Raw genomic sequence first — 22080 nt, 5'->3', positions numbered from 1 at the left:
CACCCCAAAAAATCAACGACTCTGCGCGCGCTGGAGCGTCCGCGCGGTCCAGAAAGCCATGTCCCGCACATCGCCCGGCGCCGGGAACAGCGTGTCGATGTGGCGCTTGATCGGCATATAGGGCCACCAGTCGGCGCCGGCTTCGGGCGCGCCCTTTTCCAGCAGGCCGGTCACGAATTCGGTCACCGGACCCATGCGGGCGAGATTGGGCGCCTTGGCCTTGTGGAAGGTCTTGTCGCTGCGCAGCTTCTCGGTGAAGGCGACATCGCCCTGCTCCAGCGCGGCGCGGCATTCGGCCTGATAGGCGTCGAGATCACCAAAATCCTTGGCGGCGCGGGCGGCAAGCTCGCCCTCTTCCAGCTCATAATCCTCGGTCAGGATGCGGATCGCGGCGGTCCATGCCTGGCCATTGCCGACATCCTCCGCAAAATCGGCGAGGGCATCCTGAATATCGTCTTCGTCGCTCAACGTGATTGTCCTTGAGAGTGGGAAAGCCCCTCCCCTTCAGGGGAGGGGTTGGGGTGGGGGCTCGCCCAACGATCCGGCGCCTGTTGGAGCGCGCCAAGGATCGCGGCGCAAACCCCTTCGATATTCTGCCTCACGTCATGGTTGGCGATGCGAATGATGCTGTAGCCCATTGCATTCAACGCCTCATCACGCGCCTTGTTCGATTCCACGCTATGCGTATCGCCATCGACTTCGACGATCAGCGCTTTTTGCGGGCAGAGGAAATCCGCAATGAACGGACCGATCACGGTCTGGCGGCGGAATTTGTAACCGCCGAGTTGTGAGCGGGACAGCTTTGACCAGAGGCGCTTTTCCGGTTCGGTCGGTTCGCGGCGCATTTCGCGAGCGAAAGCCGCTAACTGAGCGAGGCGTCCAGTCGACAGCCCCCACCCCCGGCCCCTCCCCTGAAGGGGAGGGGAGCCCAAGCGCTTTGCCTGATCGAGAGGCGTCAACTCCCTCAACCGACCGACCCTTCCAGCGAAATGCCCAGCAGCTTCTGCGCCTCGACGGCAAACTCCATCGGGAGCTGTTGCAGCACTTCCTTGGCAAAGCCGTTCACGATCAGCGAGACCGCGCTTTCCTGATCCAGCCCGCGCTGCATCGCGTAGAAAAGCTGGTCGTCGCTGATCTTGCTGGTGGTCGCCTCATGCTCGATCTGGGCGGAGGGATTGCGCACTTCGATATAGGGCACGGTATGCGCGCCGCACAGGTCGCCCAGCAGCAGGCTGTCGCACTGGGTGAAGTTGCGCACGCCCTCCGCGCCCGGCGCCACGCGCACCAGGCCGCGATAGGTGTTGTTCGACCGCCCCGCCGAAATACCCTTGGACACGATGGTCGAGCGGCTGCCCTTACCATTGTGGATCATCTTGGTGCCGGTGTCGGCCTGCTGCATGTTGTTGGTCAGCGCCACCGAGTAGAACTCGCCCACGCTGTTCTCGCCGTTCAGCACGCAGCTTGGATATTTCCAGGTGATGGCCGAGCCGGTTTCCACCTGGGTCCAGCTGACCTTGCTGTTGCGGCCCTGGCAGAGCGCCCGCTTGGTCACGAAATTATAGATGCCGCCCTTGCCGTTCTCATCGCCGGGATACCAGTTCTGGACGGTGGAATATTTGATCTCCGCATCGTCCAGCGCGACCAGTTCGACCACGGCGGCGTGGAGCTGATTCTCGTCGCGCATCGGCGCGGTGCAGCCTTCGAGATAGGAGACATACGCCCCCTCGTCCGCAACGATCAAAGTGCGTTCAAACTGCCCCGTATTTTCCGCGTTGATGCGGAAATAGGTGCTGAGTTCCATCGGGCAGCGCACACCCTTGGGAATGTAGACGAAGGTGCCGTCGGAAAAGACCGCGCAATTCAAGGTCGCGAAATAATTGTCGTGCATCGGCACGACCTTGCCCAGCCACTTCTTCACCAGATCGGGATATTCGCGCACCGCCTCACTGATCGAGCGGAAGATGACGCCCGCCTCCTCCAGCTCCTTGCGGAAGGTGGTGGCGACCGAGACGCTGTCGAACACCGCGTCGACCGCGACCTTGCGGCTGCCCTTGACGCCAGCCAGCACTTCCTGCTCGGCAATAGGAATGCCCAGCTTCTGATAGGTCGCCAATATCTCAGGATCGACCTCATCCAGCGAATTCAGCTCCGCCTTCTTCTTCGGCTCGGCGTAATAATAGGCGTCCTGATAGTCGATCGGCGGGATGTTGAGCTTGGCCCACTCCGGCGGGTCCATCGTCTGCCATAGGGCAAAGGCCTTCAGCCGCCATGCCAGCAGCCATTCCGGTTCCTTCTTCTTGGCCGAAATGAAGCGGACCGTATCTTCGTTCAGCCCCTTGGGCGCGAAGTCCTGCTCGATGGCCGAGGACCAGCCATGCTCGTAGGTGGAGGCGCGATCGGCGGCCTCATGCGCTTCGAGATTGCGAACAGTGGTTGCTTCTTCGGTCATGCCATTTCTCTGGTAAGGCTGGCGATCGTCACCCGGGCCAAAGCCGATCGGATCGCATTGTTCGCGACGTTCATATGCGGGCGCACGCGGCAGTCCTGCTCCAGCGAGCAGTCATGCGCGCCATGGTCCGCGCAGGCGGTCATGGCGATGGGGCCTTCCACCGCCTCCACCACATCGGCCAGCGTGATCGCGGCGGGAGGACGGCTGAGACGCACGCCGCCGCCGGTGCCCCGGCTCGATTCGAGCAGGCCGGCGGCAGAAAGACGGCTCACCAGCTTCTGCGCGGTGGGCAGCGGAATGCCGGTTTCGGCGCTCAGCGTGGTCGCGTTCATCTTCGCCGCACCGCAATGGCGAGCGGCGGCCGACATCAGCACCACGGCATAATCTGCGAAACTCGAAAGCCTCATGACCTGCGTCTTGCGAACCATTCTCAAATCGGATCGAATCAATCCGATTGGCATGTGGTCCCGCCAGCGGACGGAATCAAGGCATTTTTGCTTGGGTGAGGGCGCTAGCTGAAACGGTTGATCACAGCCACGTCTCCGCCCAGCGACCGGCGCAGCAAGGTGAGCTGCGCCACGGCGCTCGGTTCAGTCTGCAACTGATGCGGGGTCAGGCCGATGAAATGCTTGATCTCCCGAATGAAATGCGACTGGTCGTAGAAGCGCCCGTCATCGCACAGCGCCTGCCAGCTTTCATGGTCGAGCGCGATCCGCGCGCTGCACCGGAGCGCGCGATATTTCCGCGCCAGCAGCTTGGGCGGGCAGCCATAATATTTGTTGGTGAGCCGGGCGAGCTGGCGCGGCGACAGGCCGGTGATATCGGCCAAGGTCTCGATCCGCGGGGAGCCTTCCCCCATCAGCCAGCCGTCCACCGCCTCCAGCAGCCGCCATGTCGATTCGGGCAGCGGGACCAGCCTTTCCGCCAGGAAGGACCAGCAAAGCGCCGCCATCGCCTCCGCATCGGCGGCGGCGCGCAGCTTTTCCAGCAGATCCCGATATCCCGGAAGATGCCCCATATCCTTTACCCGATCGGTCAGGGCACTGGCATCGCCCCCATGCAGCGCGATCCATCCCGCCGGAAGCAGGGAAATGCCGACCACCCGGCCGGGGCCGTTCAATTCGAACCGGGTCGCGCCCAGGGTCGGACCCAACAGGCAGACTTCAGGGGTCGGCGCGATCTTTCCGTCGTGAAAATGATAGTCGCCGCTATTTTCCAGCATGAAGCGAAGTTGCGGCACGTCGGCGCGGGTCACATCGGAATAATGATCGGCCGTTTCGGTAAAGATATAAAGCGAGCCGAAATAGGCGTTGAGTTGTTCGGGCAGCGCGAAGTAGCGCAAACGCACCGGTCCTTGCGCCGCATCGACGGTATAGGACAATGGCGCCTGACCATCTTTTGCCGTGATATTTGGCGCCCCCCCGGGCGCTTCGCTGTTATGCGACCCCATATCTCACCCCAGCACGCAATATGCGCCATCGCCGCCAAGGTGCAAGGGCTATGCTTAACGGAATATCACTTTCCGTCCTGTCCGGAGACGATGGAACGGGACGTCTCATAAAAATGACCCGGCAGTTTTCACCGCCGGGTCAGGAAAAGGTCTCGTCAGCCAAATGGCCTAGAGCCTTCGGGTCGCAGGACTCTCTTACGTCCGAATCGGGGAAATTTTATTGGATGGATCGGACATTAGCCGGACCAAAACGGGACGAATCCCAATGAATCTTGTTAAGAAATGACGATCCTTCCCCACTGTTGCCGCGTTGCAACAGCGACTCGACGCCGGCCTTCCGCGCTGGCATAGCGCCGCCATGTCCTACAGCCTGATCCGCCCCCTGTTTTTCGCGCTGGAAGCCGAGCGCGCCCATCATCTGTCCATCAAATTGCTGCGCCTGATGCCGGTGCCTCCCGCGCTGGAACCCGATTCGATGCTGGCGCAGACGGTGGCGGGCATCGCCTTTCCCAATCCGGTGGGTCTGGCGGCGGGTTATGACAAGGAAGGGCTGGTCGCGCACAAGATGCACGGGCTGGGCTTCGGCTTTGCCGAACTGGGGACGCTGACACCGCTGCCGCAGCCGGGCAATCCGCTGCCCCGGCTGTTCCGGCTGGTCGAGGATCGGGCGGTGATCAACCGCATGGGCTTCAACAATGGCGGCCAGGCGGCGGCGGCGGAGCGGATCGCGAAGCGCAAGCGGCCAGGCGGTCCGGTCATCGGCATCAATATCGGCGCCAACAAGGATGCCGCCGACCGAATCGCGGATTATGCCACGGGCGTGATCTGCATGGCGCCGCTGGCCGATTATCTGACGGTCAACATCTCCTCCCCCAATACGCCGGGGCTGCGCGCCTTGCAGGATCGGGCCGCGCTGGACCAGTTGCTGGGCGCGGTCATGGCGGCGCGGGGATCGAATCGCACTCCCATTTTCCTGAAGGTCGCCCCCGATCTGGAACCAGCCGATGTCGAGGATATCGCCGCCGCCTGTCTCGACCACCGGATCGACGCGCTGATCGTTTCCAACACCACCATTTCCCGGCCTTCGCTGCGGTCCGCGCAGGCTGGCGAGGCGGGCGGCCTGTCGGGCGCGCCGCTGCACGATCTGGCGCTGCAAAAACTGCGCGACTTCCGCCGGGCGCTAGGCACGCGCCTGCCGCTGATCGGCGTGGGGGGCATCGCCAATGCGGAGCAGGCCTATGCCCGCATCCGCGCCGGGGCGAGCCTGATCCAGCTCTACAGCGCCCTGGTCTATGAGGGGCCTTATCTCGCCAAGCGGATCAATGCGGGCCTGAAAGCGCTGATGGCGCGTGACGGGGTCAGGAATATCAGCGAGATAGTGGGTATCAACGCCTGATCCGTCATATGGGTTGCAGACCGCAACGCAGCGATTAGGGTGCCGGACATGACTTCTCGCCTTTTCGGCCTGCTGGCTCCCTTCGCTCTTTATGCCCTCGTTCCTGCCCCGCTCGCGGCGCGGGAGCCGGTTTCGGTCAACGTCACCGTCTCCGCCGCCGATCCCCGCGCCGCCGAGGCCGGGCAGGAAATATTGCGCAGGGGCGGCAGCGCCACCGACGCCGCCATCGCCATGATGCTGACGCTCAATGTCGTCGAACCGCATAATAGCGGCATCGGCGGCGGCGGCTTCCTGATGCATCATGACGGGCGGACCGGCGTGCTGGAATCGATCGACGGGCGCGAAACCGCCCCGGCGGCAGCGCGGCCCGACCGTTTCATGGGGGCGGACGGCCAACCCCTGCCCTTCCGCCAAGCATGGCCGGGCGGCTATTCCGTCGGGGTGCCCGGCAATTTGCGGCTGGCCTGGGACGCGCATCGCAAATGGGGCAAGCTGCCCTGGGCCGACCTGTTCCAGCCCGCCATCCGCTTTGCCGAACAGGGGTTCGAACTGCGCCAGCGGCTCGACACGGCGATGAAGGCGGTGGCGCCGGTCTGGGCGGACTTTCCCGAAATCCAGAAATATTTCTGGATCGACGGCAAGCCCGCGCCGATGGGGACGATCCTCAAGAACCCGCCGCTCGCCGCATTGTTCAGGCGAATCGCGGCGGAGGGGCCGGACGCCTTCTATCTGGGTGACAATGCCAGGGCGATTGCCGAAACGGTCAGCAACGCGCCCAAAAACCCGGTGCCGATGACGGAGGCCGACCTCGCTGGCTATCAGGCCAAGCCACGCAAGCCGGTTTGTGGTCCTTATCGCATCTATACGGTCTGCGGCATGGGTCCGGCTTCGGCGGGCGGGATCACCGTTTTGCAGGTGCTGGGCATGGTCGAGCGATTCCCGTTGGCGCAATGGGGCAAGGACGATCCCCGGTCCTGGCATGTGATCGGGGAGGCAATGCAACTCGCTTATGCCGATCGCGACACTTATCTGGGCGATCCCGAGTTCGTGTCGGTGCCGATCGCCGGGTTGATCGATCCCGCCTATCTGAAGCAGAGATCGGCGCTGATTTCCATGGGCAAGGCGCTCAATGACTATCGCCCCGGCACGCCGCCTGGCGCGGGGAAGCGCACCGCCGCCCTGCCCCAGCCGGAATCGGGCACCAGCCATTTCGTCGCGGTGGACCGCAATGGCGATATCGCCGCCTGGACCTCCACCATCGAAAGCTTCTTCGGCAGCCAGCTTGTGGCCAATGGCGTGATCCTGAACAATGAGCTGACCGATTTCAGCTTCACGCCCGAAAAGGACGGCGCACCCGTCGCCAACCGGGTCGAGCCGGGCAAGCGACCGCTGTCGTCCATGTCGCCCACCATCGTCTATGACGCGGCGGGGACGCCCATCTTCACCGTCGGCGCGGCGGGGGGAAAGACCATCATCATGCAGGTCGCAAAGGCGCTGATCGCGCATTTCGACTGGGGGCTGTCCGCGCAGGATTCGATCGCGCTGGGGTTCGAATTCTTCGACAAGGACGGGCTAGTGCTGGAACAGGGCACGTCGCTGGAGGCGATGAAGGCGCCGCTGGAGAAGCTGGGGCACAAGGTATCGATCAACCGCTTCGGCCTGAAGGCCAATGCGGCGGAGCGGAGAGCGGACGGCCATTGGGTCGGCGGCGCCGATCCGCGCAGTCCGGGTGTGTCGTTACAGGAGTGAAGCGTCTTGGCGGGTCATGTTCCTGCGAAGGCAGGAACACGGCAATGCTTCACCCCTTCAAATCCAGCCCGGCGACATTGAACTGGAAGGGGAAGCTCTTGTCCTTCGGTCCCACCACCAGATTCACTTTGATCGTCTTACTGTCCTTGATCGCGCCATAGGCTCCGGCTGCGGGCAGGACTTCGATGCCGTCCTTATTATCCGTCATCCGTCCCTTCCATTCATGCGTCTTGCCGTCATCCGTGGTGGCCGTGACGCTGCAATCGGACAGGTCGCAGGTAAAAGGCGCGCCGACCAGCTTGACGGTGACGTCCGCCTCTCCCTTTTCCATCGGCTGGACCAGCAGGACGGAAAAAGTGTCCGCCGCCGTCATGGTCTGGACCGTGTTGGCGCTGCCGATATAGGCGACCTTGACCTTTCCATGCTCGCCGCTCTCATATTTCCAGACCTGCCCGATCTGGTCGCGCTGGGTCGGCGCCTTGTCCTCCGGCGAGGAGCAGGCAGCGACCAGTCCCACGGCGGCCAGTGCCCAGAGGGTGCGCATCTTTTCTCTCCTATCCCGTCGTCATTACGGGAGGAGAACGCATCAGCCGGGCCCGGTTTCCCTCGGTTCAGCTATAGCGCGAGGCGGTTTCCCGGATCAGCGCGATCATGTTGGGAATACCCTGCGTCCGGTTGGAGCTGAGCTGGTTGCGAAGATCGAAGGGCGAAAGCGCAGATTCGATGTCGGTCGCGGCGATCGCGGCGGGCGCCCGGTCCTGCACCGTCAGCAGCACCAGCGCGATAATCCCCTTGGTGATCGCCGCATTGCTGTCCGCCAGGAAATGGAGCCGGCCCCCATCGGCGGAATCGGCGTCCAGCACCGTGGGATAGACCCACACCGCCGCCGAACAGCCCCTGACCAGCGTCGCATCGGTCTTGAGTGCGTCGGGCATGGGTTCCAGAGCCCGGCCAAGATCGATCAGCAGCCGATAGCGGTCGTCGGCATCGAGAAATTCATATTCCTCGTAAAGATCGGCAAGGACGGCGTGATCGGTCATAGCCGCCATATAGGAGGAAAAGCGGCGGAAGAAAGCCGCTTTTCCTCCTTCGAAGCATTAGAGGTCCACGCCCGCGGCAATGGCTTCCAGCTTGCGGATGCGTTCCTTGAGGTCCGCCACCTCGATCCGCGTGGCGGCCGATGGCGGCGCGGTTTCATCCGTCCGCCGCGCCAGTTCCGCGCGCTTGAGATCCAGCCAGCCGTTCCAGCCCCGCAGGGTGGTCATGGCGACGATGACGAGTCCCGACAAACCCGCCACCGCCAATGTCAGAGTGATAAGGGGGTCCTGCATATTGTCCTCCCTAAGGCATGTTTCCTTCAGGCCGCGTCAGTCGCGGTCCCTGAGCTTGTCGAATTCCCGCTCCAGCGCGGTGGAGCCGTCGGTCGCCAGCCGTTCCAGCACGGCGACGCGATCCTTGAGCGCCTTCACCTCCGCCTGCAGCCGTTCCGCTTCCGGATCGGGGCCGCGAGACACGAAGTCTTCGCCCTTGTGCCGGCGCACGACGCCATATTTGGCGCGGACGACGCTGGCGATGGCGGTGATCGCGACGATGGCGACGACCATTTCGAACGGATTCATCTGTCTGTCTCCCTTGCTCCGCTTCGGCGCGCCCAAGGCGGCAAGCTGTGCGGCAACCGATGCGGCGCCTTCAGCTTTTCGTTTTCATGAAGTCACGCAGCCTGGTTTCGACCGGCGCCGCTATCGGTTCGATGAACGGCGTCCCCTTTGCCGCTCAACGCAGGCTGTCGATCTCATCGGCCAGGCGCGTGTTGCGGCTGGTATAATAGGTTTCGATGTCGGCCAGGCGCCGGTCGATGTCGCGGAACTTGGACCGCACATCGCGGGTGGAGCGCGCCGGGTTGGTGCGCACGCCCTGCCAGAATTTCTCGTCATCCCGGTCCGCATAAAGGCCCAGCGGCTTGTTCTCGGCAAAATAGGCGACGACGAAATAAGCGATCAGCGTCCAGGGAAAGGCTCCCATCAGCGTCACCAGCACCGCGCCGACCCGGACCCACAGCACGTCGATCCCCGTATAGTCGGCAATGCCGGCGCACACGCCCATCCACTTGCCATTCTGCTTGTCGAGATAGAATTTGGTACGACGGGCAGCCATCTCAATTCCTCCTGTCGGGATTTTGGCGGTCGAATTCATAGCCATCGTCTTGCGACGGACGGGCGGGACGGAAATCGGGATTGTCGGCGGCGACGATCCGTTCGACCGTCTGCAACCGCTCCTCCAGCCGCCGGGCGAGCAGGTGAAGATCGTCCAGCAGCTTCTCGTCCTCATCGGTGATCTTGGGCGCCTGCTTCCACTTGGTGACATAGTGGAAGATCAGCCAGGGCATGCCGATGAACAGCATGCCGCAGATCATGATGGGCAGGAACACGTCCTCCATGCGTCACTCTCCCTTTTGCATGCTGGCCTTGAGCGCGGCGAGTTCGGCATCGACCTTGTCGGACGCCTTCAGCTCGGCAATCTCTTCTTCCAGCGTCTTGGGCTGCTGGCCCAAAGTTACGGCGTCGGCGCGGCCTTCGGCCATGTCCACGCGGCGCTCCAGCATGTCGAAGCGGGCGAAGGCGTCATTCACTTTTTCACCGGCATAGGCTTCGCGGACGCGCAGCCGATTCTGGGCGCTTTCCATCCGGGTCACAAGGCTGTTCTGACGGGCGCGGGCCTCGCGCAGCTTGGCCTGGAGCTTGGCGATATCCTCTTCCGAGGCACGCAGCGCTTCGTCCAGCACCTCGATCTCGTGGGAAAGCTGTTCCGCCATGTCGGCCGCCTTCTGCTTTTCGACCAGCGCGGCCTTGGCAAGATCCTCGCGATCCTTGCTGAGCGCGAGCTGGGCCTTTTCCGTCCAGCTATCCTGCAAGCCCTGAAGCTTGGCGATATGGCGCCGCATTTCCTTCTGGTCGGCGATGGTGCGGGCGGCGGAGGCGCGCACCTCGACCAGCGTCTCCTCCATTTCGAGGATGATCATGCGGATCATCTTCGCCGGGTCTTCCGCCTTGTCGAGCAGGTCGGTGACATTGGCGGCGATGATGTCGCGGGTGCGGGAGAAAATACCCATTTGAACTTCACTCCTGGTACGACTTGTTTGGGTGCGGCCTTACGCCAGATAACGCAGCGCCGCGGGGCAATCATGGGTCGCGAGCATCGGGACTTCGCTGGCGCGCGCCGGGCCGACCGCCGAAAGGATCAGGGTCGATCCGAACAGGACGGAGGCGATGACGACGGACAGGAACTGGCCGATTTCGCGAACGCTGTTGCTTTGCTTTTCCATGGTAAACTCCTGAACCTTGGCCTTCATTGACGTGCCGCTTGATGGGTCAGCGGCTTCGCTTTCCGACTTTGCAGAAGGCGTGCCAATTTTCGGAAATGGCGGAGTTGCGCCGTTTTTTACGGTTGTCCAAGAATAGCTCTTGCCGAAAGGTGGGAAATTTCACCATAAGTTGGGGCATGGAGAAAAATACCCAGTTCGTCGGCCAGTCGCTGGCCTTTCTGGATGCGGTCGAGCAGGCCGGGCGGGCGGCGGAACTCAACCGGCCGATCCTGGTGATCGGGGAGCGCGGCACCGGCAAGGAACTGATTGCCGAGCGCCTCCACCGCCTGTCGCCGCGCTGGGACGGGCCGCTGATCATCATGAACTGCGCGGCGCTGCCCGAAACGCTGATCGAGGCGGAACTGTTCGGGCATGAGCAGGGCGCCTTCACCGGCGCGGCGCGGACACGGGCCGGGCGGTTCGAGGAAGCCGATGGCGGCACGCTGTTCCTGGACGAGCTGGGCACGCTGTCCATGGCGGCGCAGGAACGGCTGCTGCGCGTGATCGAATATGGGGAGGTCACGCGGATCGGGGCATCGAAGCCGCTGACCGTGGATGTGCGGATCGTGGCGGCGACCAATGAGGATTTGCCAGCCGCCGCCGATGCCGGGCGGTTCCGGCCCGATCTGCTGGACCGGCTGAGTTTCGAGGTGATCACCTTGCCCCCGCTGCGAGGGCGGGAGGGGGATGTCCCGGTGCTGGCCGATCATTTCGGACGGCGCATGGCGGCGGAGATCGCCTGGCCGCAATGGCCCGGCTTTTCCGCCGCCTGCATGGCCGAGCTGGAAGCGCATGACTGGCCCGGCAATGTGCGCGAATTGCGCAATGTGGTGGAGCGGGCCGTCTATCGCTGGAACGACCCGACCCGGCCGATCGCGGCGATCGTGTTCGATCCCTTCGCCTCGCCCTGGAAGCCCAAGCCGTTGATGTCCGGGAAGGCGGTGGTCGAAGCTGCGCCCATGGGCTCACCGGCTGCCGTAGCGAACGGTCATGACGCGATCACCGACCTCAAATCCGCCGTGGATGCGCATGAGGCGGCGATCGTGCGGGCGGCGCTGGAGCGTTTCCGTTATAATCAACGTGCGACGGCGAAGGGATTGGGGCTGACCTATGACCAGCTTCGCCATTGCATGAAGAAGCATGGGTTGAGCGCGGGGTAGGGAAAACGTGCTCCTGCGAAGGCAGGAGCCCAGTTCAGATGGCGGGACTGGGCTCCTGCCTTCGCAGGAGCACTCAATCTTCTACCGCGTCGGCACAGGTTCCGCGCCGGAATAGTCATAGAAGCCCTTGCCCGTCTTGCGGCCCAGCCAGCCAGCCTCGACATATTTCACCAACAGCGGTGCAGGGCGATATTTCGGGTCGCCGGTCGTGTTCTGAAGCACCTTGCAGATCTCCAGACAGGTATCGAGACCGATGAAATCCGCCAGCGTCAGCGGCCCCATCGGATGGTTGAGGCCCAGCATCACGCCCTTGTCGATATCGACCACGCTGCCCACGCCCTCGCCCAGCGCGAAGATCGCTTCGTTGAGCATCGGCAAAAGGATGCGGTTCACCACGAAGCCCGGCGCGTCGAAGGCATGGACCACCTGCTTGCCCAGGCTCGCGGCGAAGCGCTCCACCGCCGCCACGGTTTCAGCGCTGGTGGCAAGTCCGCGGATAACCTCGACCAACGCCATCACCGGCACGGGATTGAAGAAATGCACGCCCACGAAGCGGCCCGCATCCGGCGCTGCCTGCGCCAGCCGCGTGATCGGAATGGAGGAGGTGTTCGACGCCAATATCGCATCGTCCGCCAGCAATGCGCCGACATTGGCGAAGATGGCGCGCTTGATCTCCTCGCGCTCGGTCGCGGCTTCGATCACCAATTGGCAAGCCGCAAGCGGCGCGACTTCGCCCACCGGCGTGATCCGGGCGATGGCGGCGTCGGCGTCAATCTGCGCCAGCTTGCCCTTTTCCACCGCTTTGGCGAACTGGCGGATGATGCCGTCGCGGCCCTTTTGCGCGCGGGGCAGGTCAACATCGGACAGGATCACTTCATAGCCCGCCTGCGCCGCCACCTGCGCGATGCCCGCGCCCATCTGACCCGCGCCGATCACGCCCACTGTCCGAATATCCGTCATTCCCGAAACCCTCCTGCACTAAAATCGCTCGTCGCCAGCCCCCGTAGCGCCATGACAGGCGGGCCGCCAGAGCTTCCGGGCCGGGCGAAAGCGGACGGAAAGCCCTGGACGGTCGGCGGAGCGCTTTTCTTTCGGTCATTTCCGGCTTTGCGCCGCGCCTGCTTGATGGTTAAAAGCCCCGGCATGTCCGTTTCAGACCTGCTGCCCGCGCCGGCGACCGGAAGGTTCATCGCCGCCGTGCATCATTTTCCATTGCGCGTCTATTTCGAGGATACGGATTTGTCCGGCCTCGTCTATCACGCCAATTATCTGCGCTATATGGAGCGGGCGCGGTCGGACATGCTGCGCATCGCCGGGATCGACCAGCGCGGCAATCTGGAGGGGGGAGAGGGCGTCTATGCCGTCACCGACCTGCAACTCCACTATCGCCGCCCCGCGCGGCTGGACGACGTCCTGATGGTGGTGAGCCGCGTGACGAAGGTCGGCGCGGCTTCATGTTCCATTCATCAGACGGTCATGCGCGATGAGGAATTACTGACGCAAGGCACGGTTTCCGTCGCCTTTCTGACGCCCCAGGGCCGCCCGCGCCGGCAACCCAAGCCCTGGATCGACATTTTCAGCCGTTTGATGAGAGGGGAAGACATCAACCCATGAGCCTTTCGATGCCCGACGTTGGCCTTGCTGTCGGCACCGCCGCGCAAGCCGCCACCATTTCGCCGCTGGCCCTGTTCCTTCAGGCCGACATCGTCGTGAAGGTGGTGATGCTGGGCCTGCTGCTGGCCAGCATCTGGACCTGGGCGATGATCATCGGCTTCAGCTTCACGCTGCGCAAGGCCAGCAGGCAGAGCGCCGCCTTCGAACGCGATTTCTGGAAGGCGGAGGATATCGACCGCTTCTACGAAGCGCGCGGCAAGTCCGAATTTCCCGCCGCCAAGGTGATGGCCGCAGGCGTCACCGAATGGCGCCGCTCGACCGCGCAGAAGGTGATCGACCGCGACGGAACGCGCGACCGCCTGTCCACCGCCATGACCAGCACCATCGGCGCGGAGGTCGACCGGCTGTCGGATCGGCTGAACATCCTGGCCACCATCGGATCGGTCGCGCCGTTCGTCGGTCTATTCGGCACCGTCTGGGGCATCATGCGCGCCTTCACCTCCATCGCGGCGGAACAGAACAGCAGCCTCGCGGTCGTGGCGCCGGGCATTGCGGAGGCATTGTTCGCCACCGCCATCGGCCTGTTCGCGGCGATCCCGGCGGTGATCGCCTATAATCGGTTCAGCCATGGCATCAACCGGATGGAGGCCGGGCTGACGCGCTTTGCCGACAATTTCTATTCGACGCTCAGCCGCGAGTTGGAGGCGCAGCGGTGACGATGTTGTCCTTCAACACCGTCATCCCAGCGGAAGCTGGGATCTCAGGCCGGATAGGGCGGCGCTTGAGGCACGAGATCCCAGCTTCCGCTGGGATGACGGAGGGGCGGTTATAATGGCCATGTCCGGTCCTCCATCCGGTCGCCGTGGCCGTCATCGCGCGCCGATGGCGGACATCAACGTCACGCCGCTGGTCGACGTCATGCTGGTGCTGCTGATCATCTTCATGGTGACCGCGCCGCTGCTGGTGACCGGCGTACCGGTGAACCTGCCCGAAACCCGCGCCAAGGGGCTGGATCAGGACCAGAAGCCCACCGTGGTGTCGATCGACCGTGACGGCGGCGTCTTCATCGATGACACGCAGATCAGCGATGCCGAACTGCCCGGCCGCCTGGCCGAGATCATGTCCGCGAACGCCGGCAAGGCGCAGCCGCCGCAGATCTTCCTGCGCGCCGACAAGGGGCTGGACTATGGCCGGGTGATGCTGGTCATGGGCGAGTTGAACCGTGCAGGCCTGAACAAGGTCGCACTGGTCAGCACCGGCACGGAGCAAGGGTCCGCTGTCAGCAGCGGTTCAGAATAGGGGCCATAGGTCTTGCCCATGGATCGCGCGGAGAAAATCGGCCTTGGCGTGGCGACGGCGGGACATGTCCTGCTGTTCGGCCTGCTCTCGTCCGGTTTTCTGGCTACACCCAACCCCTTGAAGCTCAATTCGCCGCCGATGGACGTCAGCCTGGTGGATGAGGTCGCGCTGAAATCCATGGCACCGCAGGTCTCGACCCAGCCGCCGCCGCCCAGCGTCGCGCCGGAACAAGGCCCGACCGAGGATGCCTCACCCGCGCCCGCGCCGGAACCAGCACCCCAGCCCGAACCAACCCCGGCGCCGCCCGCGCCACCCAAGCCGGTGGCGAAGCCTGCGCCACCCAAACCCACGCCCGCGCCGCCGAAGAAGGACGTGCCCGCAGCCAAGCCCAAGCCGAAACCCGCGCCCGAAAAGCCAAAGCCCGCTGCCGCCGCGCCCGCCAAGGCATCGCAAAAGCCAGCGGCCAAGCCGAAGCCCGACTCCCCCAACCGCGCCTCAGGGCAGGGCAAGGCGGACAAGCCCAAGGGATCGCTGCTGGGCAAGGATTTCCTCAAGGGCATCAATGCGGAGGACGACGCCCCGCGCAAGCCCGCGCCGCCGCCCGCCGCCGCCATGGGTCCGGCGCAGAAGGCCGCGCTGGACGCGGAAATCCGCCGTCAGCTCAAGCCCTATTGGAAATCCCCGAGCGGCGCGGACATCGAGCAGCTCCGCACCTTCGTCGACGTGCAGCTTTCCCGCGACGGATCACTGGCGGGCCAGCCGCAGGTCGTGAACACGACCGGCATCACCGCCAGCAACCGCGCGCAGGTGACGCTGCATCAGGAACTGGCGGTAAAGGCGATCCGCCTCGCCGCGCCTTTCAAGCTGCCGCCCGATCTTTATGATGGCTGGAAATCCCTCCGCATCTCCTTCGACAAGAGGCTATCGCAATGACGCCACCCTTCATGACCGGAAAGGCTCGGGCCGCATTTGGGGCCACGCTGGGGGCGCTGCTGCTGGCGTTCGCGCCCGCCGTTTCGGCACAGCTCAGCGTCGACGTGACGGACGAATCCTCCTCCAACCTCAAGATCGTCGTCCCCGCGCTGCCCGCGCAGGCGGAAGTCTCGACGCCCGCAGGCGGCTCGACCGAACTGGGCCGCAAGATCGCGGAAGTGATCGCCGCCGACCTCAAGGGGTCGGGCCTGTTCGATCCCTCCGGCCCCAACGGCATCCCGACCATCGCCTTTCCCGAAGTCACCAGTCCCGCCTATGACAAATGGGGCGCCTATCAGGCGCTGGTGCAGGGTTTCGTGCGCACCACGGGCGGCGAGGCGGACATCACCGTCGGCTGCTATCTCTACGACGTGGCGCTGAAGCAGGAATTGACGCGGCAGGGCTATGTCGTCGCCCCCCGCGACTGGCGCCGGGCCGCGCATAAATGCGCCGACGCCATCTATGCGCGGCTGTCGGGCGAAAGCCCCTTCTTCGACAGCCGCATCGCCTATATCGCGGAAAGCGGCCCCAAGGGGAACCGCACCAAGCGCCTCGCCATCATGGATTCGGACGGCGCCAACCACCGCTTCATCACCAATGGCCAGTCGATCGCGCTGACCCCGCGCTTCGCGCCCGATTACAAGTCGATCGTCTATGTGAGCTACCTGAACAACCGGGTGCGCATCTACATTTACGACATCGGCACCGGACGGCAGCGGCTGGTGACGGAGAGCAACAACCCGACCTTCGCGCCGCGCTGGTCGCCCGACGGACGCAACATCCTCTTCTCCATGGCGATCGCGGGCAATACCGACGTCTATCGCGTCTCCGCCACCGGCGGCGCACCAGTGCGCCTGACCACGGCGCCGGGCATCGATGTCGGCGGCAGCTATTCGCCCGACGGCCGCCAGATCGTGTTCGAAAGCGACCGTTCCGGCAGCCAGCAGGTCTATGTCATGAACGCCGACGGTTCGGGCCAGCGCCGGATCAGCCATGGCGGCGGCCGCTATGCGACGCCCGAATGGAGCCCCCGCGGCGACCTGATCGCCTTCACCAAGATTTCGGGCGAATTCAAGATCGCGGTGATGACGCCCACGGGCGACAATGAGCGCATCCTGACCAATGGCTGGCAGGACGAGCAACCGAGCTGGTCGCCCAATGGCCGCGTGCTGCAATTTTTCCGCACCACGCCGGGCCGCGACGGCAACAGCCAGGTGTGGCAGGTCGACCTGACCGGCGTGAACGAGCGGCGGATACCCACGCCCTTGAGCGGCTCCGACCCGGCCTGGGGTCCGCTACTGCCTTAATCTGCATCATGATCGGAACCGAATCGTCCCGACTGCGTAACGACTTTTAGAAAATGTTGAGGAGCAACCCGATGAAACTTTCCCGCACCTTGCTGGTGGCGACCGCCATCGTGGCTCTTGCCGCCTGCTCCAAGAAGCCGCCGAAAGAATTGCCGCCCGCACCCGGTGGCGACACATCGGCTTCCACGGGCCCGACCGCGCCCTCTGGCCCGGTCAAGGGCAGCCAGGAGGATTTCGTCGCCTCGGTATCGTCGGACCGCATCCTGTTCGGCACCGACCAATATGATGTCGACGCGCAGGACCAGCAAATCCTGCAAAGCCAGGCCGCCTGGCTGCAACAGAACCCCAATGTCCGCGTGACCATCGAAGGGCATTGCGACGAGCGCGGCACCCGCGATTACAATATCGCGCTGGGTGAGCGCCGCGCCAATGCGGCGAAGAATTATCTCGCATCGCTCGGCATCGACGCCGGCCGCATCACCACCGTCAGCTATGGCAAGGAACGCCCTGCCGCGCTGGGATCGGACGAAACGGCCTGGGCGCAGAACCGCCGCGCAGTGACGGTCACCGTCCAATATTGATCATCTGAAGCTTTTGGGTCGCACCTGTGCTTCATGACCCGCCGGTCGTTCGGCCGGCGGGTCTTTTCTTTTCCCGCCGACAGATTCTCAGGCCGGGGGAAGACTTTTGCTTGCCGCCCGCCTTGGTGAAGCGGACTGCCTAACGAGCGCCGTCATCCTTCCGCGACCACCCGCCCCCAAGCGCCAGGAAGATCGCGATCTGATCCTGCACCAGTTGCACCCGCGCCGCCGCAGCCGACGCCTCCGCACCCGCCAGCGACCGCTGCGCGTCCAGCAAGGACAGGAAATCCCCGCGCCCGAAGCGGAATAGCTTGCCAGCCTGCCCCGCCGACACCCCCGCGCTGTCCCGCGCCCGGTCGAGCGCAGCCGCCTGCTCGGCATGGCGGCGGTAGCTTTCCAGCGCCGTCTCCGTCTGCCGCAAAGCCTCCAGCACCGTCCCGTCGAAGCGCGCCAGATCAGCCTGCACCTGCGCATCGGCCTGCGCGATCCGCGCCTTCACCACTGGCCGGTTGGGGAAGCTCCAGCTTAGCAGCGGCCCCAGACTCATGCCAAAGCTCGTCCCCGAACCGAAGCTTTTCAGCGGCCCGCCCAGCCCCAGCGATCCGCCGATGCTGATCTGCGGATAAAGGTCCGCCGTCGCCACCCCGACGCGGGCGGTATCGGCGGCGATCTCTCGTTCCACCTGCCTGATATCGGGCCGCCGCCGGATCAGCGCCGCGCCGTCGCCCACCGGCAGCGGCGCATGCAGCACCGGCAAGGATGCGCAACCCTCCACTTCCTTCGGATAATCCGCCGGCGCCCGCCCCAGCAGCGTCGCCAGCAGGTACAACCCGCTCTGTCGCTGCGCCTCGAAAGCGGGCAGGCTCGCCTCGCTGGCATCGACGGCCGCCCGCGCCCGGCTGACGTCGAACGCCGTGCCGCGTCCGCCCTTGAACAATCGCTGCGTGGCATTGAGCGTCTCGCGCTGCAAGGCGACCACCCGGCGGTTGACGGCCAGCGAATAATTGGCCGCGCAGACCTGCGCATAGGCCTTGGCCGTCGCCGCCGCGACGCTGACGCGCACATAGTCGCGCGCTGCCACGACCGTTTCCAGATCGGCGGTGCTCGCCTCGATCGCGCGCTTGATCCGACCGTTCAGATCGAGCGGATAGGAGGCGCCGAGGCCCAGATCATAGCCGACCACGCCCGGCAAGCTCTCGCCCGTGCCCGAAGGCCGCGCCAGCGACACACCGCCGCTGATCGCCGTGCCGATCGTCCGCCCCGCCTCCGCCTCGCGCAGCACGGCTTCCGCCGCGATCAAATTCGCGTCGGCCACGCGTAGGTCGGTATTGGCTGACAGGGCCTGCTCGACCAGCGCGTCCAGCCTGGGATCATCATAGAGCCGCCACCAATGGTCGGGCAGCTCGGCATTGCTGAAACCCGCCCCCTGCGCCGACAGGAAGGCGCCCTGCGCACCCGGAGCCGTCGCGGCCGATTGTTCCGGCGGCCGGTAATCCGGTCCCGCCGTCGCGCAGGCCGCCAGCGCCAAAGCCAGCAAGGGCGTCCAGCCCCTCTTACGCATGGTGGCAAGCCCCCGGCTTCGCGCCCTTCCTCGCCGGTTCGATCGTCACCGTGGCGGTGCGCCCGGCAATCAGCTTCACCTCCGCAGGCACTTTGGTCAGTTTCACCCGCACCGGAATGCGCTGGGCCAGCCGCACCCAGGAAAAGGTAGGCTCGACCGTCGGCAGCAAATTGCCGCTGTCGCTCCGGCTCGAATCATTGATGCCATAGGCGATGCTGTCGACCCGGCCATGCAGGTCCTCCGCCTCGCCCATCAGCCTTACCGTCACCGGCGCGCCGATGCATACGAGCGGCAGCTTGGTTTCCTCGAAATAGCCCTCGACGCGCAGGCTGTCGCGGTCGACCAGCGCCATGGCCTGCTGCCCCGCCGCGACGAAATCGCCCGGATGCAGGTCAAGATTCGTGACCACACCATTGACCGACGCCACCACCTGCGTGCGCTTCAGGTTGAGCGCAGCGGCGTCCCGGGCGCTCATCGCCTCGGCCAGCGCAGCCTCCGCCGTCGCCACCCGCGCGACATTCTGCTCATGCGCTTCCTTCGCGACGAGGTCGCCCAGCGCGACGTCGCGTGTCGCCTCCCGCCGCGCCTGGCCCAATGTCGCCTTGGCGCTGGCGATCCGCGCCTCGGCCTGCTCCAGCGCCAGCGCATAGCGCGGCCGGTCGATCACGAACAGCAGGTCGCCCGCCGTCACCGCCTGATTGTCATGCACCGCGACAGAGGTGACGAGGCCGCCGATATCGGGCGTCACCCGTACCACATCGGCGCGCACCCGCCCGTCGCGTGTCCAGGGGCTGCGCTCATAATGGTTCCACATCCACACCGCCACCAGCACGGCAATGATGACGATGACGATGGTGGCGGTGCTCCTGATCAGCTTGGCAGTAAGGCGGTTCATAGGCGGATTCCAAGGGTGGGAACGAGAATGGCGAGCGCGCCCAGCATCAGCACGAAAATGCTGAGGTCGACCGCCGCCCGATAGGCGAGAAAGCGATAAAGGCCGAAGGCGCCGATCAGCCGGGTCACGCCCCAGCTCAGGATCAGCGCGACCAGCGCCAGCAACAAAAGGGTCGGCACATAGACGCCGCCCAGGGCGATTTCTCCGGTCATGCGGCGACTCTCCGATAGCCTTCGCTCTCAGGGAACAGGTTGCGGCGCAGGCTGACCAGCCCGAGTATGGCTTCCCGCCTGATCGGAGCGCTGGGATTGCGCGCCAGATCGCTGATCGCCTGGTCGATATCGACCAGCAGGGCGGACCGGGCAGGCATGGGCGCATCCGGGTCCAACTCGCGATAATGCGTGCTGACGCCTGTCAGCACATCCGCCAGCGGCGCCGCTTCGTCGGCGGGCAGGTCCAGCCGCAACTGCCGCAATTCGCCAATGGCGACACCCGTCCGCAGGTCGCGCAGCGCATCGTAAAGCGGCTGCCCGCTCTCGGACCGCGTTGCCGCCAGACGGGGTGCGAGCAGGGCGATGCGGTCCAGCATCCGGTTGATCCAGCCGCGCACATCGGGCGGCGTCATCAGCGTGGCGCGGTTGGCGATATCGTTCCACCCCGCGCGCACCGTGCGCCGGATCGCCCGTTCGACGCCTGCCGACTGCAACAGCCCGGTCATGATGATCGCGAACCAGAGGCCGACCAACTGCGCCACCGTGCCGTTGGCATAGCTGGCAAAGGCATCCCTGTACCGATCCGACAGCAGCACCGGACTGCCCAGCCCCAGCAACGTGGGCAGCGCGATTCCGGCCCAACGGGGCGACGCCATCATCGTCCCCAGCAGCAGCAGCATCGGCGCATAGGCCGCCGCCAGCATGGCGAACCCGTCCAGACGCGGCATGAGTACATAGCCATAGATCGCCCCCAGCAGCGAGGCGGCGATAGTGCCGATCATGAAGCCCTTGAGCGGCGCCAGCGGATTGTCGGATGCCGCGAACAGAGAGAGGAACACGCCCGCCAGCATCACCGCGCTGCCGCCGTCCCTCCAACCGCTGCCGATCCATAGCGCGCAACCCACGGCCACGGTGATGAAGGCGCCGAAGGCCCCACGCGCCGCCCCGGCATAATCCTTGTGCAATTCACGGTTGCGCCGCCCCTCCAGCAATTCACCGACGCGGGGGCTGACCGCCTCGCGCCTGTGCGTCACCATCTGGTCGTAAAGATCGCGGCAATCGCGATGCGCCGCGATCAGGGCGGACAGTCGCGCAAACAGGCTGAGGCGCATCATGTCGGCCCAGTCCATCTCCGCCCGCGCCGCCGGCTCCAGCGCGGCGCAGTGAGCGATCAGCGCGTCCGCCGCAGCGGTGCGGGCGGCGATATCTTCGCCGGGATTCACGATCCAGGCCCGCGCATCGGCTATCAGGCTTGCGACCTCATGCGGCACCTTTCCGCCGCTTGCCGCCTTCAGCATCGCCAGCCGGTCCTCCACCGCCGCGCCCAGCGGCAGCAGCAGGGAAAGCTGGTCCTGCATCGCCCGAACCGTCCGCACGCGGGGCGCTAGGCGGCTGATGTCGAAGGGCAGGTGCACCGACATCTGGTGCAACTCGGTAATGTCCTGCGCCAGGCGGCGGCGCTCCTGCTCCAACCCTTCGACCGGCTCCAGCGCAATGGCGTCATGCGACCAGCGCTCCGCATCGCGCAGCATCGCCTCCACCCGCGCCAGCAGCAAATTGGTGATGGAGCCGGGGAAAACCACGCCGTGGATCAGGCTGCCGCACAATATGCCGATGGTGATTTCCTGCACGCGCAGCGTCGCCACGGTGAAGATGGTCTGCGGCGTGTCGACATCGGGAAAGACGATCAGGCAGGCGCTATAGCCCGCCAGCACGAACATATAGGATCGCGGCGTGCGGTCGAGCAGCGACACGAACACGCAGGCCGCCATCCACAGCGCCATGGCGAGCGACAGCAGTTCGGGCGCATTGACCAGCGGCGGCACGATGGCGACAGAAAAGATCGCGCCGGTCAACGTGCCGATGACGCGAAACACCGCCTTGGAAATCACCGCGCCGGCCAACGGCTGGGCGACGATATAGCTGGTCAAGAACGCCCAATAGGGCCGCTCCAGCCCGATGCTGAGCGCGACATAGAGCGCCAGCATCGCCGCCGCGAAGCATTTCAGGGAAAAGAGCGCGGCGGGCCCGCCGATGCGCTCGCCAAAGGCGTTCATCTCAACGCTCGCATGCC

27 protein-coding genes are annotated in these 22080 nt (G+C 64.9%); 9 read left to right on the top strand and 18 right to left on the bottom strand.

What is annotated here, in order from left to right:
• Positions 1 to 12: 12 nt before the first annotated feature.
• The 5 genes from HHL26_RS11980 to HHL26_RS11960 form a co-directional block, all read right to left on the bottom strand.
• Positions 13 to 468, bottom strand: coding sequence for a hypothetical protein (locus HHL26_RS11980; protein WP_066560757.1), 456 nt, complete (start codon positions 466 to 468; stop codon positions 13 to 15).
• Positions 465 to 932, bottom strand: a complete 468-nt coding sequence (locus tag HHL26_RS11975) for an endonuclease domain-containing protein (protein WP_257721802.1) — start codon at positions 930 to 932, stop codon at positions 465 to 467. Before HHL26_RS11975 ends, HHL26_RS11980 begins: the two co-directional genes overlap by 4 nt.
• 32 nt (positions 933 to 964) lie before the next feature.
• Positions 965 to 2449: a Fe-S cluster assembly protein SufB gene (gene sufB, locus HHL26_RS11970; protein WP_066560766.1), complete on the bottom strand. Its 1485-nt coding sequence runs from the start codon at positions 2447 to 2449 to the stop codon at positions 965 to 967.
• The gene (locus HHL26_RS11965) at positions 2446 to 2856 is read right to left on the bottom strand and encodes an Rrf2 family transcriptional regulator (RefSeq protein ID WP_066562065.1); all 411 of its coding nucleotides are present in this window, start codon (positions 2854 to 2856) and stop codon (positions 2446 to 2448) included. Before HHL26_RS11965 ends, sufB begins: the two co-directional genes overlap by 4 nt.
• A 104-nt stretch (positions 2857 to 2960) precedes the next feature.
• Complete coding sequence (locus HHL26_RS11960; RefSeq protein WP_082748951.1) at positions 2961 to 3791, bottom strand: helix-turn-helix domain-containing protein; 831 nt, start codon at positions 3789 to 3791, stop codon at positions 2961 to 2963.
• A 466-nt stretch (positions 3792 to 4257) separates the two neighbouring features.
• On the opposite strand from HHL26_RS11960, the gene HHL26_RS11955 reads away from it, so the two are divergent.
• Together HHL26_RS11955 and ggt are read left to right on the top strand one after the other, a co-directional pair.
• Positions 4258 to 5295: a quinone-dependent dihydroorotate dehydrogenase gene (locus tag HHL26_RS11955; protein WP_066562066.1), complete on the top strand. Its 1038-nt coding sequence runs from the start codon at positions 4258 to 4260 to the stop codon at positions 5293 to 5295.
• Positions 5296 to 5343: 48 nt separating this feature from the next.
• Entirely contained in the window at positions 5344 to 7044 is a 1701-nt protein-coding gene (gene ggt, locus HHL26_RS11950) for a gamma-glutamyltransferase (protein ID WP_066560771.1), read from the top strand.
• 49 nt (positions 7045 to 7093) lie between these two features.
• Here ggt and HHL26_RS11945 read toward each other — a convergent pair whose 3' ends face one another.
• From HHL26_RS11945 to HHL26_RS11910, 8 genes are all read right to left on the bottom strand, one after another.
• Positions 7094 to 7588, bottom strand: coding sequence for a hypothetical protein (locus tag HHL26_RS11945; RefSeq protein ID WP_066560774.1), 495 nt, complete (start codon positions 7586 to 7588; stop codon positions 7094 to 7096).
• Positions 7589 to 7655: 67 nt separating this feature from the next.
• A complete protein-coding gene (locus tag HHL26_RS11940; protein ID WP_066560776.1) occupies positions 7656 to 8084 on the bottom strand; it encodes a SufE family protein in 429 nt (142 codons plus the stop codon).
• Between the two features lie 57 nt (positions 8085 to 8141).
• Positions 8142 to 8375 (bottom strand): hypothetical protein, encoded by a 234-nt coding sequence (locus HHL26_RS11935; RefSeq protein ID WP_066560779.1) that lies wholly within the window; start codon positions 8373 to 8375, stop codon positions 8142 to 8144.
• A gap of 36 nt (positions 8376 to 8411) precedes the next feature.
• Positions 8412 to 8663: a hypothetical protein gene (locus HHL26_RS11930; RefSeq protein ID WP_066560782.1), complete on the bottom strand. Its 252-nt coding sequence runs from the start codon at positions 8661 to 8663 to the stop codon at positions 8412 to 8414.
• A gap of 154 nt (positions 8664 to 8817) precedes the next feature.
• The gene (pspC, locus tag HHL26_RS11925) at positions 8818 to 9198 is read right to left on the bottom strand and encodes an envelope stress response membrane protein PspC (protein ID WP_066560785.1); all 381 of its coding nucleotides are present in this window, start codon (positions 9196 to 9198) and stop codon (positions 8818 to 8820) included.
• A 1-nt stretch (position 9199) separates the two neighbouring features.
• On the bottom strand, positions 9200 to 9481 hold the full coding sequence (pspB, locus tag HHL26_RS11920; protein ID WP_066560788.1) for an envelope stress response membrane protein PspB: 282 nt from the start codon (positions 9479 to 9481) through the stop codon (positions 9200 to 9202).
• Positions 9482 to 9484: 3 nt separating this feature from the next.
• Complete coding sequence (gene pspA, locus HHL26_RS11915; protein WP_066562067.1) at positions 9485 to 10153, bottom strand: phage shock protein PspA; 669 nt, start codon at positions 10151 to 10153, stop codon at positions 9485 to 9487.
• A gap of 39 nt (positions 10154 to 10192) precedes the next feature.
• Positions 10193 to 10366 (bottom strand): hypothetical protein, encoded by a 174-nt coding sequence (locus tag HHL26_RS11910; RefSeq protein ID WP_169576121.1) that lies wholly within the window; start codon positions 10364 to 10366, stop codon positions 10193 to 10195.
• A 176-nt stretch (positions 10367 to 10542) separates the two neighbouring features.
• Between HHL26_RS11910 and pspF the strand changes: the two genes are divergently transcribed.
• Complete coding sequence (gene pspF, locus HHL26_RS11905; RefSeq protein WP_066553225.1) at positions 10543 to 11565, top strand: phage shock protein operon transcriptional activator; 1023 nt, start codon at positions 10543 to 10545, stop codon at positions 11563 to 11565.
• Positions 11566 to 11646: 81 nt separating this feature from the next.
• On the opposite strand, the gene HHL26_RS11900 is transcribed toward pspF, so the two are convergent.
• Positions 11647 to 12525: a 3-hydroxybutyryl-CoA dehydrogenase gene (locus HHL26_RS11900; RefSeq protein WP_066553223.1), complete on the bottom strand. Its 879-nt coding sequence runs from the start codon at positions 12523 to 12525 to the stop codon at positions 11647 to 11649.
• A gap of 183 nt (positions 12526 to 12708) precedes the next feature.
• Between HHL26_RS11900 and ybgC the strand changes: the two genes are divergently transcribed.
• From ybgC to pal, 6 genes are all read left to right on the top strand, one after another.
• Positions 12709 to 13179 carry a tol-pal system-associated acyl-CoA thioesterase gene (gene ybgC, locus HHL26_RS11895; RefSeq protein WP_066561246.1) on the top strand — a complete coding sequence of 157 codons (471 nt, stop codon included), beginning with the start codon at positions 12709 to 12711 and terminating at the stop codon, positions 13177 to 13179.
• Positions 13176 to 13895 (top strand): protein TolQ, encoded by a 720-nt coding sequence (gene tolQ, locus HHL26_RS11890; protein WP_066553221.1) that lies wholly within the window; start codon positions 13176 to 13178, stop codon positions 13893 to 13895. The genes ybgC and tolQ overlap by 4 nt, the downstream gene beginning before the upstream one ends.
• 115 nt (positions 13896 to 14010) lie before the next feature.
• Positions 14011 to 14478, top strand: a complete 468-nt coding sequence (gene tolR, locus HHL26_RS11885) for a protein TolR (protein ID WP_066553219.1) — start codon at positions 14011 to 14013, stop codon at positions 14476 to 14478.
• 18 nt (positions 14479 to 14496) lie between these two features.
• Positions 14497 to 15411 (top strand): TonB C-terminal domain-containing protein, encoded by a 915-nt coding sequence (locus HHL26_RS11880; protein WP_066553211.1) that lies wholly within the window; start codon positions 14497 to 14499, stop codon positions 15409 to 15411.
• Positions 15412 to 15422: 11 nt separating this feature from the next.
• Complete coding sequence (gene tolB, locus HHL26_RS11875; protein WP_237229871.1) at positions 15423 to 16757, top strand: Tol-Pal system beta propeller repeat protein TolB; 1335 nt, start codon at positions 15423 to 15425, stop codon at positions 16755 to 16757.
• A 71-nt stretch (positions 16758 to 16828) separates the two neighbouring features.
• Entirely contained in the window at positions 16829 to 17338 is a 510-nt protein-coding gene (gene pal / locus HHL26_RS11870; protein WP_066553204.1) for a peptidoglycan-associated lipoprotein Pal, read from the top strand.
• A 139-nt stretch (positions 17339 to 17477) separates the two neighbouring features.
• Here pal and HHL26_RS11865 read toward each other — a convergent pair whose 3' ends face one another.
• Genes HHL26_RS11865 through HHL26_RS11850 form a run of 4 tightly spaced genes read right to left on the bottom strand, consistent with a single transcriptional unit; the run spans position 17478 to position 22063 of the window.
• A complete protein-coding gene (locus HHL26_RS11865; RefSeq protein WP_066553201.1) occupies positions 17478 to 18899 on the bottom strand; it encodes an efflux transporter outer membrane subunit in 1422 nt (473 codons plus the stop codon).
• The gene (locus HHL26_RS11860; protein ID WP_066553193.1) at positions 18892 to 19794 is read right to left on the bottom strand and encodes an efflux RND transporter periplasmic adaptor subunit; all 903 of its coding nucleotides are present in this window, start codon (positions 19792 to 19794) and stop codon (positions 18892 to 18894) included. The genes HHL26_RS11865 and HHL26_RS11860 overlap by 8 nt, the downstream gene beginning before the upstream one ends.
• Positions 19791 to 20006 carry a DUF1656 domain-containing protein gene (locus HHL26_RS11855; protein WP_020817535.1) on the bottom strand — a complete coding sequence of 72 codons (216 nt, stop codon included), beginning with the start codon at positions 20004 to 20006 and terminating at the stop codon, positions 19791 to 19793. The genes HHL26_RS11860 and HHL26_RS11855 overlap by 4 nt, the downstream gene beginning before the upstream one ends.
• Entirely contained in the window at positions 20003 to 22063 is a 2061-nt protein-coding gene (locus HHL26_RS11850) for an FUSC family protein (protein WP_169576120.1), read from the bottom strand. The genes HHL26_RS11855 and HHL26_RS11850 overlap by 4 nt, the downstream gene beginning before the upstream one ends.
• Between the last annotated feature and the right edge of the window lie 17 nt (positions 22064 to 22080).

Source organism: Sphingobium sp. TB-6 (genome assembly GCF_012927365.1).
Lineage (GTDB): Bacteria > Pseudomonadota > Alphaproteobacteria > Sphingomonadales > Sphingomonadaceae > Sphingobium.
Note: the sequence above shows the minus strand (reverse complement) of the source record. Positions and strands in the feature narration are given on the sequence as shown.

Bases quoted from the DNA above. Each gene is read 5' to 3' on its own strand.
- pspA (WP_066562067.1), bottom strand. From the start codon at position 10,153: ATGGGTATTTTCTCCCGCACCCGCGACATCATCGCCGCCAATGTCACC.
- pal (WP_066553204.1), top strand. From the start codon at position 16,829: ATGAAACTTTCCCGCACCTTGCTGGTGGCGACCGCCATCGTGGCTCTT.
- HHL26_RS11880 (WP_066553211.1), top strand. From the start codon at position 14,497: ATGGATCGCGCGGAGAAAATCGGCCTTGGCGTGGCGACGGCGGGACAT.
- pspF (WP_066553225.1), top strand. From the start codon at position 10,543: ATGGAGAAAAATACCCAGTTCGTCGGCCAGTCGCTGGCCTTTCTGGAT.
- ggt (WP_066560771.1), top strand. From the start codon at position 5,344: ATGACTTCTCGCCTTTTCGGCCTGCTGGCTCCCTTCGCTCTTTATGCC.
- HHL26_RS11940 (WP_066560776.1), bottom strand. From the start codon at position 8,084: ATGACCGATCACGCCGTCCTTGCCGATCTTTACGAGGAATATGAATTT.
- HHL26_RS11900 (WP_066553223.1), bottom strand. From the start codon at position 12,525: ATGACGGATATTCGGACAGTGGGCGTGATCGGCGCGGGTCAGATGGGC.
- tolB (WP_237229871.1), top strand. From the start codon at position 15,423: ATGACCGGAAAGGCTCGGGCCGCATTTGGGGCCACGCTGGGGGCGCTG.
- pspC (WP_066560785.1), bottom strand. From the start codon at position 9,198: ATGGCTGCCCGTCGTACCAAATTCTATCTCGACAAGCAGAATGGCAAG.
- HHL26_RS11935 (WP_066560779.1), bottom strand. From the start codon at position 8,375: ATGCAGGACCCCCTTATCACTCTGACATTGGCGGTGGCGGGTTTGTCG.
- pspB (WP_066560788.1), bottom strand. From the start codon at position 9,481: ATGGAGGACGTGTTCCTGCCCATCATGATCTGCGGCATGCTGTTCATC.
- HHL26_RS11930 (WP_066560782.1), bottom strand. From the start codon at position 8,663: ATGAATCCGTTCGAAATGGTCGTCGCCATCGTCGCGATCACCGCCATC.
- HHL26_RS11865 (WP_066553201.1), bottom strand. From the start codon at position 18,899: ATGCGTAAGAGGGGCTGGACGCCCTTGCTGGCTTTGGCGCTGGCGGCC.
- ybgC (WP_066561246.1), top strand. From the start codon at position 12,709: ATGTCCGTTTCAGACCTGCTGCCCGCGCCGGCGACCGGAAGGTTCATC.
- HHL26_RS11910 (WP_169576121.1), bottom strand. From the start codon at position 10,366: ATGGAAAAGCAAAGCAACAGCGTTCGCGAAATCGGCCAGTTCCTGTCC.
- HHL26_RS11945 (WP_066560774.1), bottom strand. From the start codon at position 7,588: ATGCGCACCCTCTGGGCACTGGCCGCCGTGGGACTGGTCGCTGCCTGC.
- HHL26_RS11965 (WP_066562065.1), bottom strand. From the start codon at position 2,856: ATGAGGCTTTCGAGTTTCGCAGATTATGCCGTGGTGCTGATGTCGGCC.
- HHL26_RS11860 (WP_066553193.1), bottom strand. From the start codon at position 19,794: ATGAACCGCCTTACTGCCAAGCTGATCAGGAGCACCGCCACCATCGTC.
- HHL26_RS11850 (WP_169576120.1), bottom strand. From the start codon at position 22,063: ATGAACGCCTTTGGCGAGCGCATCGGCGGGCCCGCCGCGCTCTTTTCC.
- sufB (WP_066560766.1), bottom strand. From the start codon at position 2,449: ATGACCGAAGAAGCAACCACTGTTCGCAATCTCGAAGCGCATGAGGCC.
- tolR (WP_066553219.1), top strand. From the start codon at position 14,011: ATGGCCATGTCCGGTCCTCCATCCGGTCGCCGTGGCCGTCATCGCGCG.
- tolQ (WP_066553221.1), top strand. From the start codon at position 13,176: ATGAGCCTTTCGATGCCCGACGTTGGCCTTGCTGTCGGCACCGCCGCG.
- HHL26_RS11855 (WP_020817535.1), bottom strand. From the start codon at position 20,006: ATGACCGGAGAAATCGCCCTGGGCGGCGTCTATGTGCCGACCCTTTTG.
- HHL26_RS11955 (WP_066562066.1), top strand. From the start codon at position 4,258: ATGTCCTACAGCCTGATCCGCCCCCTGTTTTTCGCGCTGGAAGCCGAG.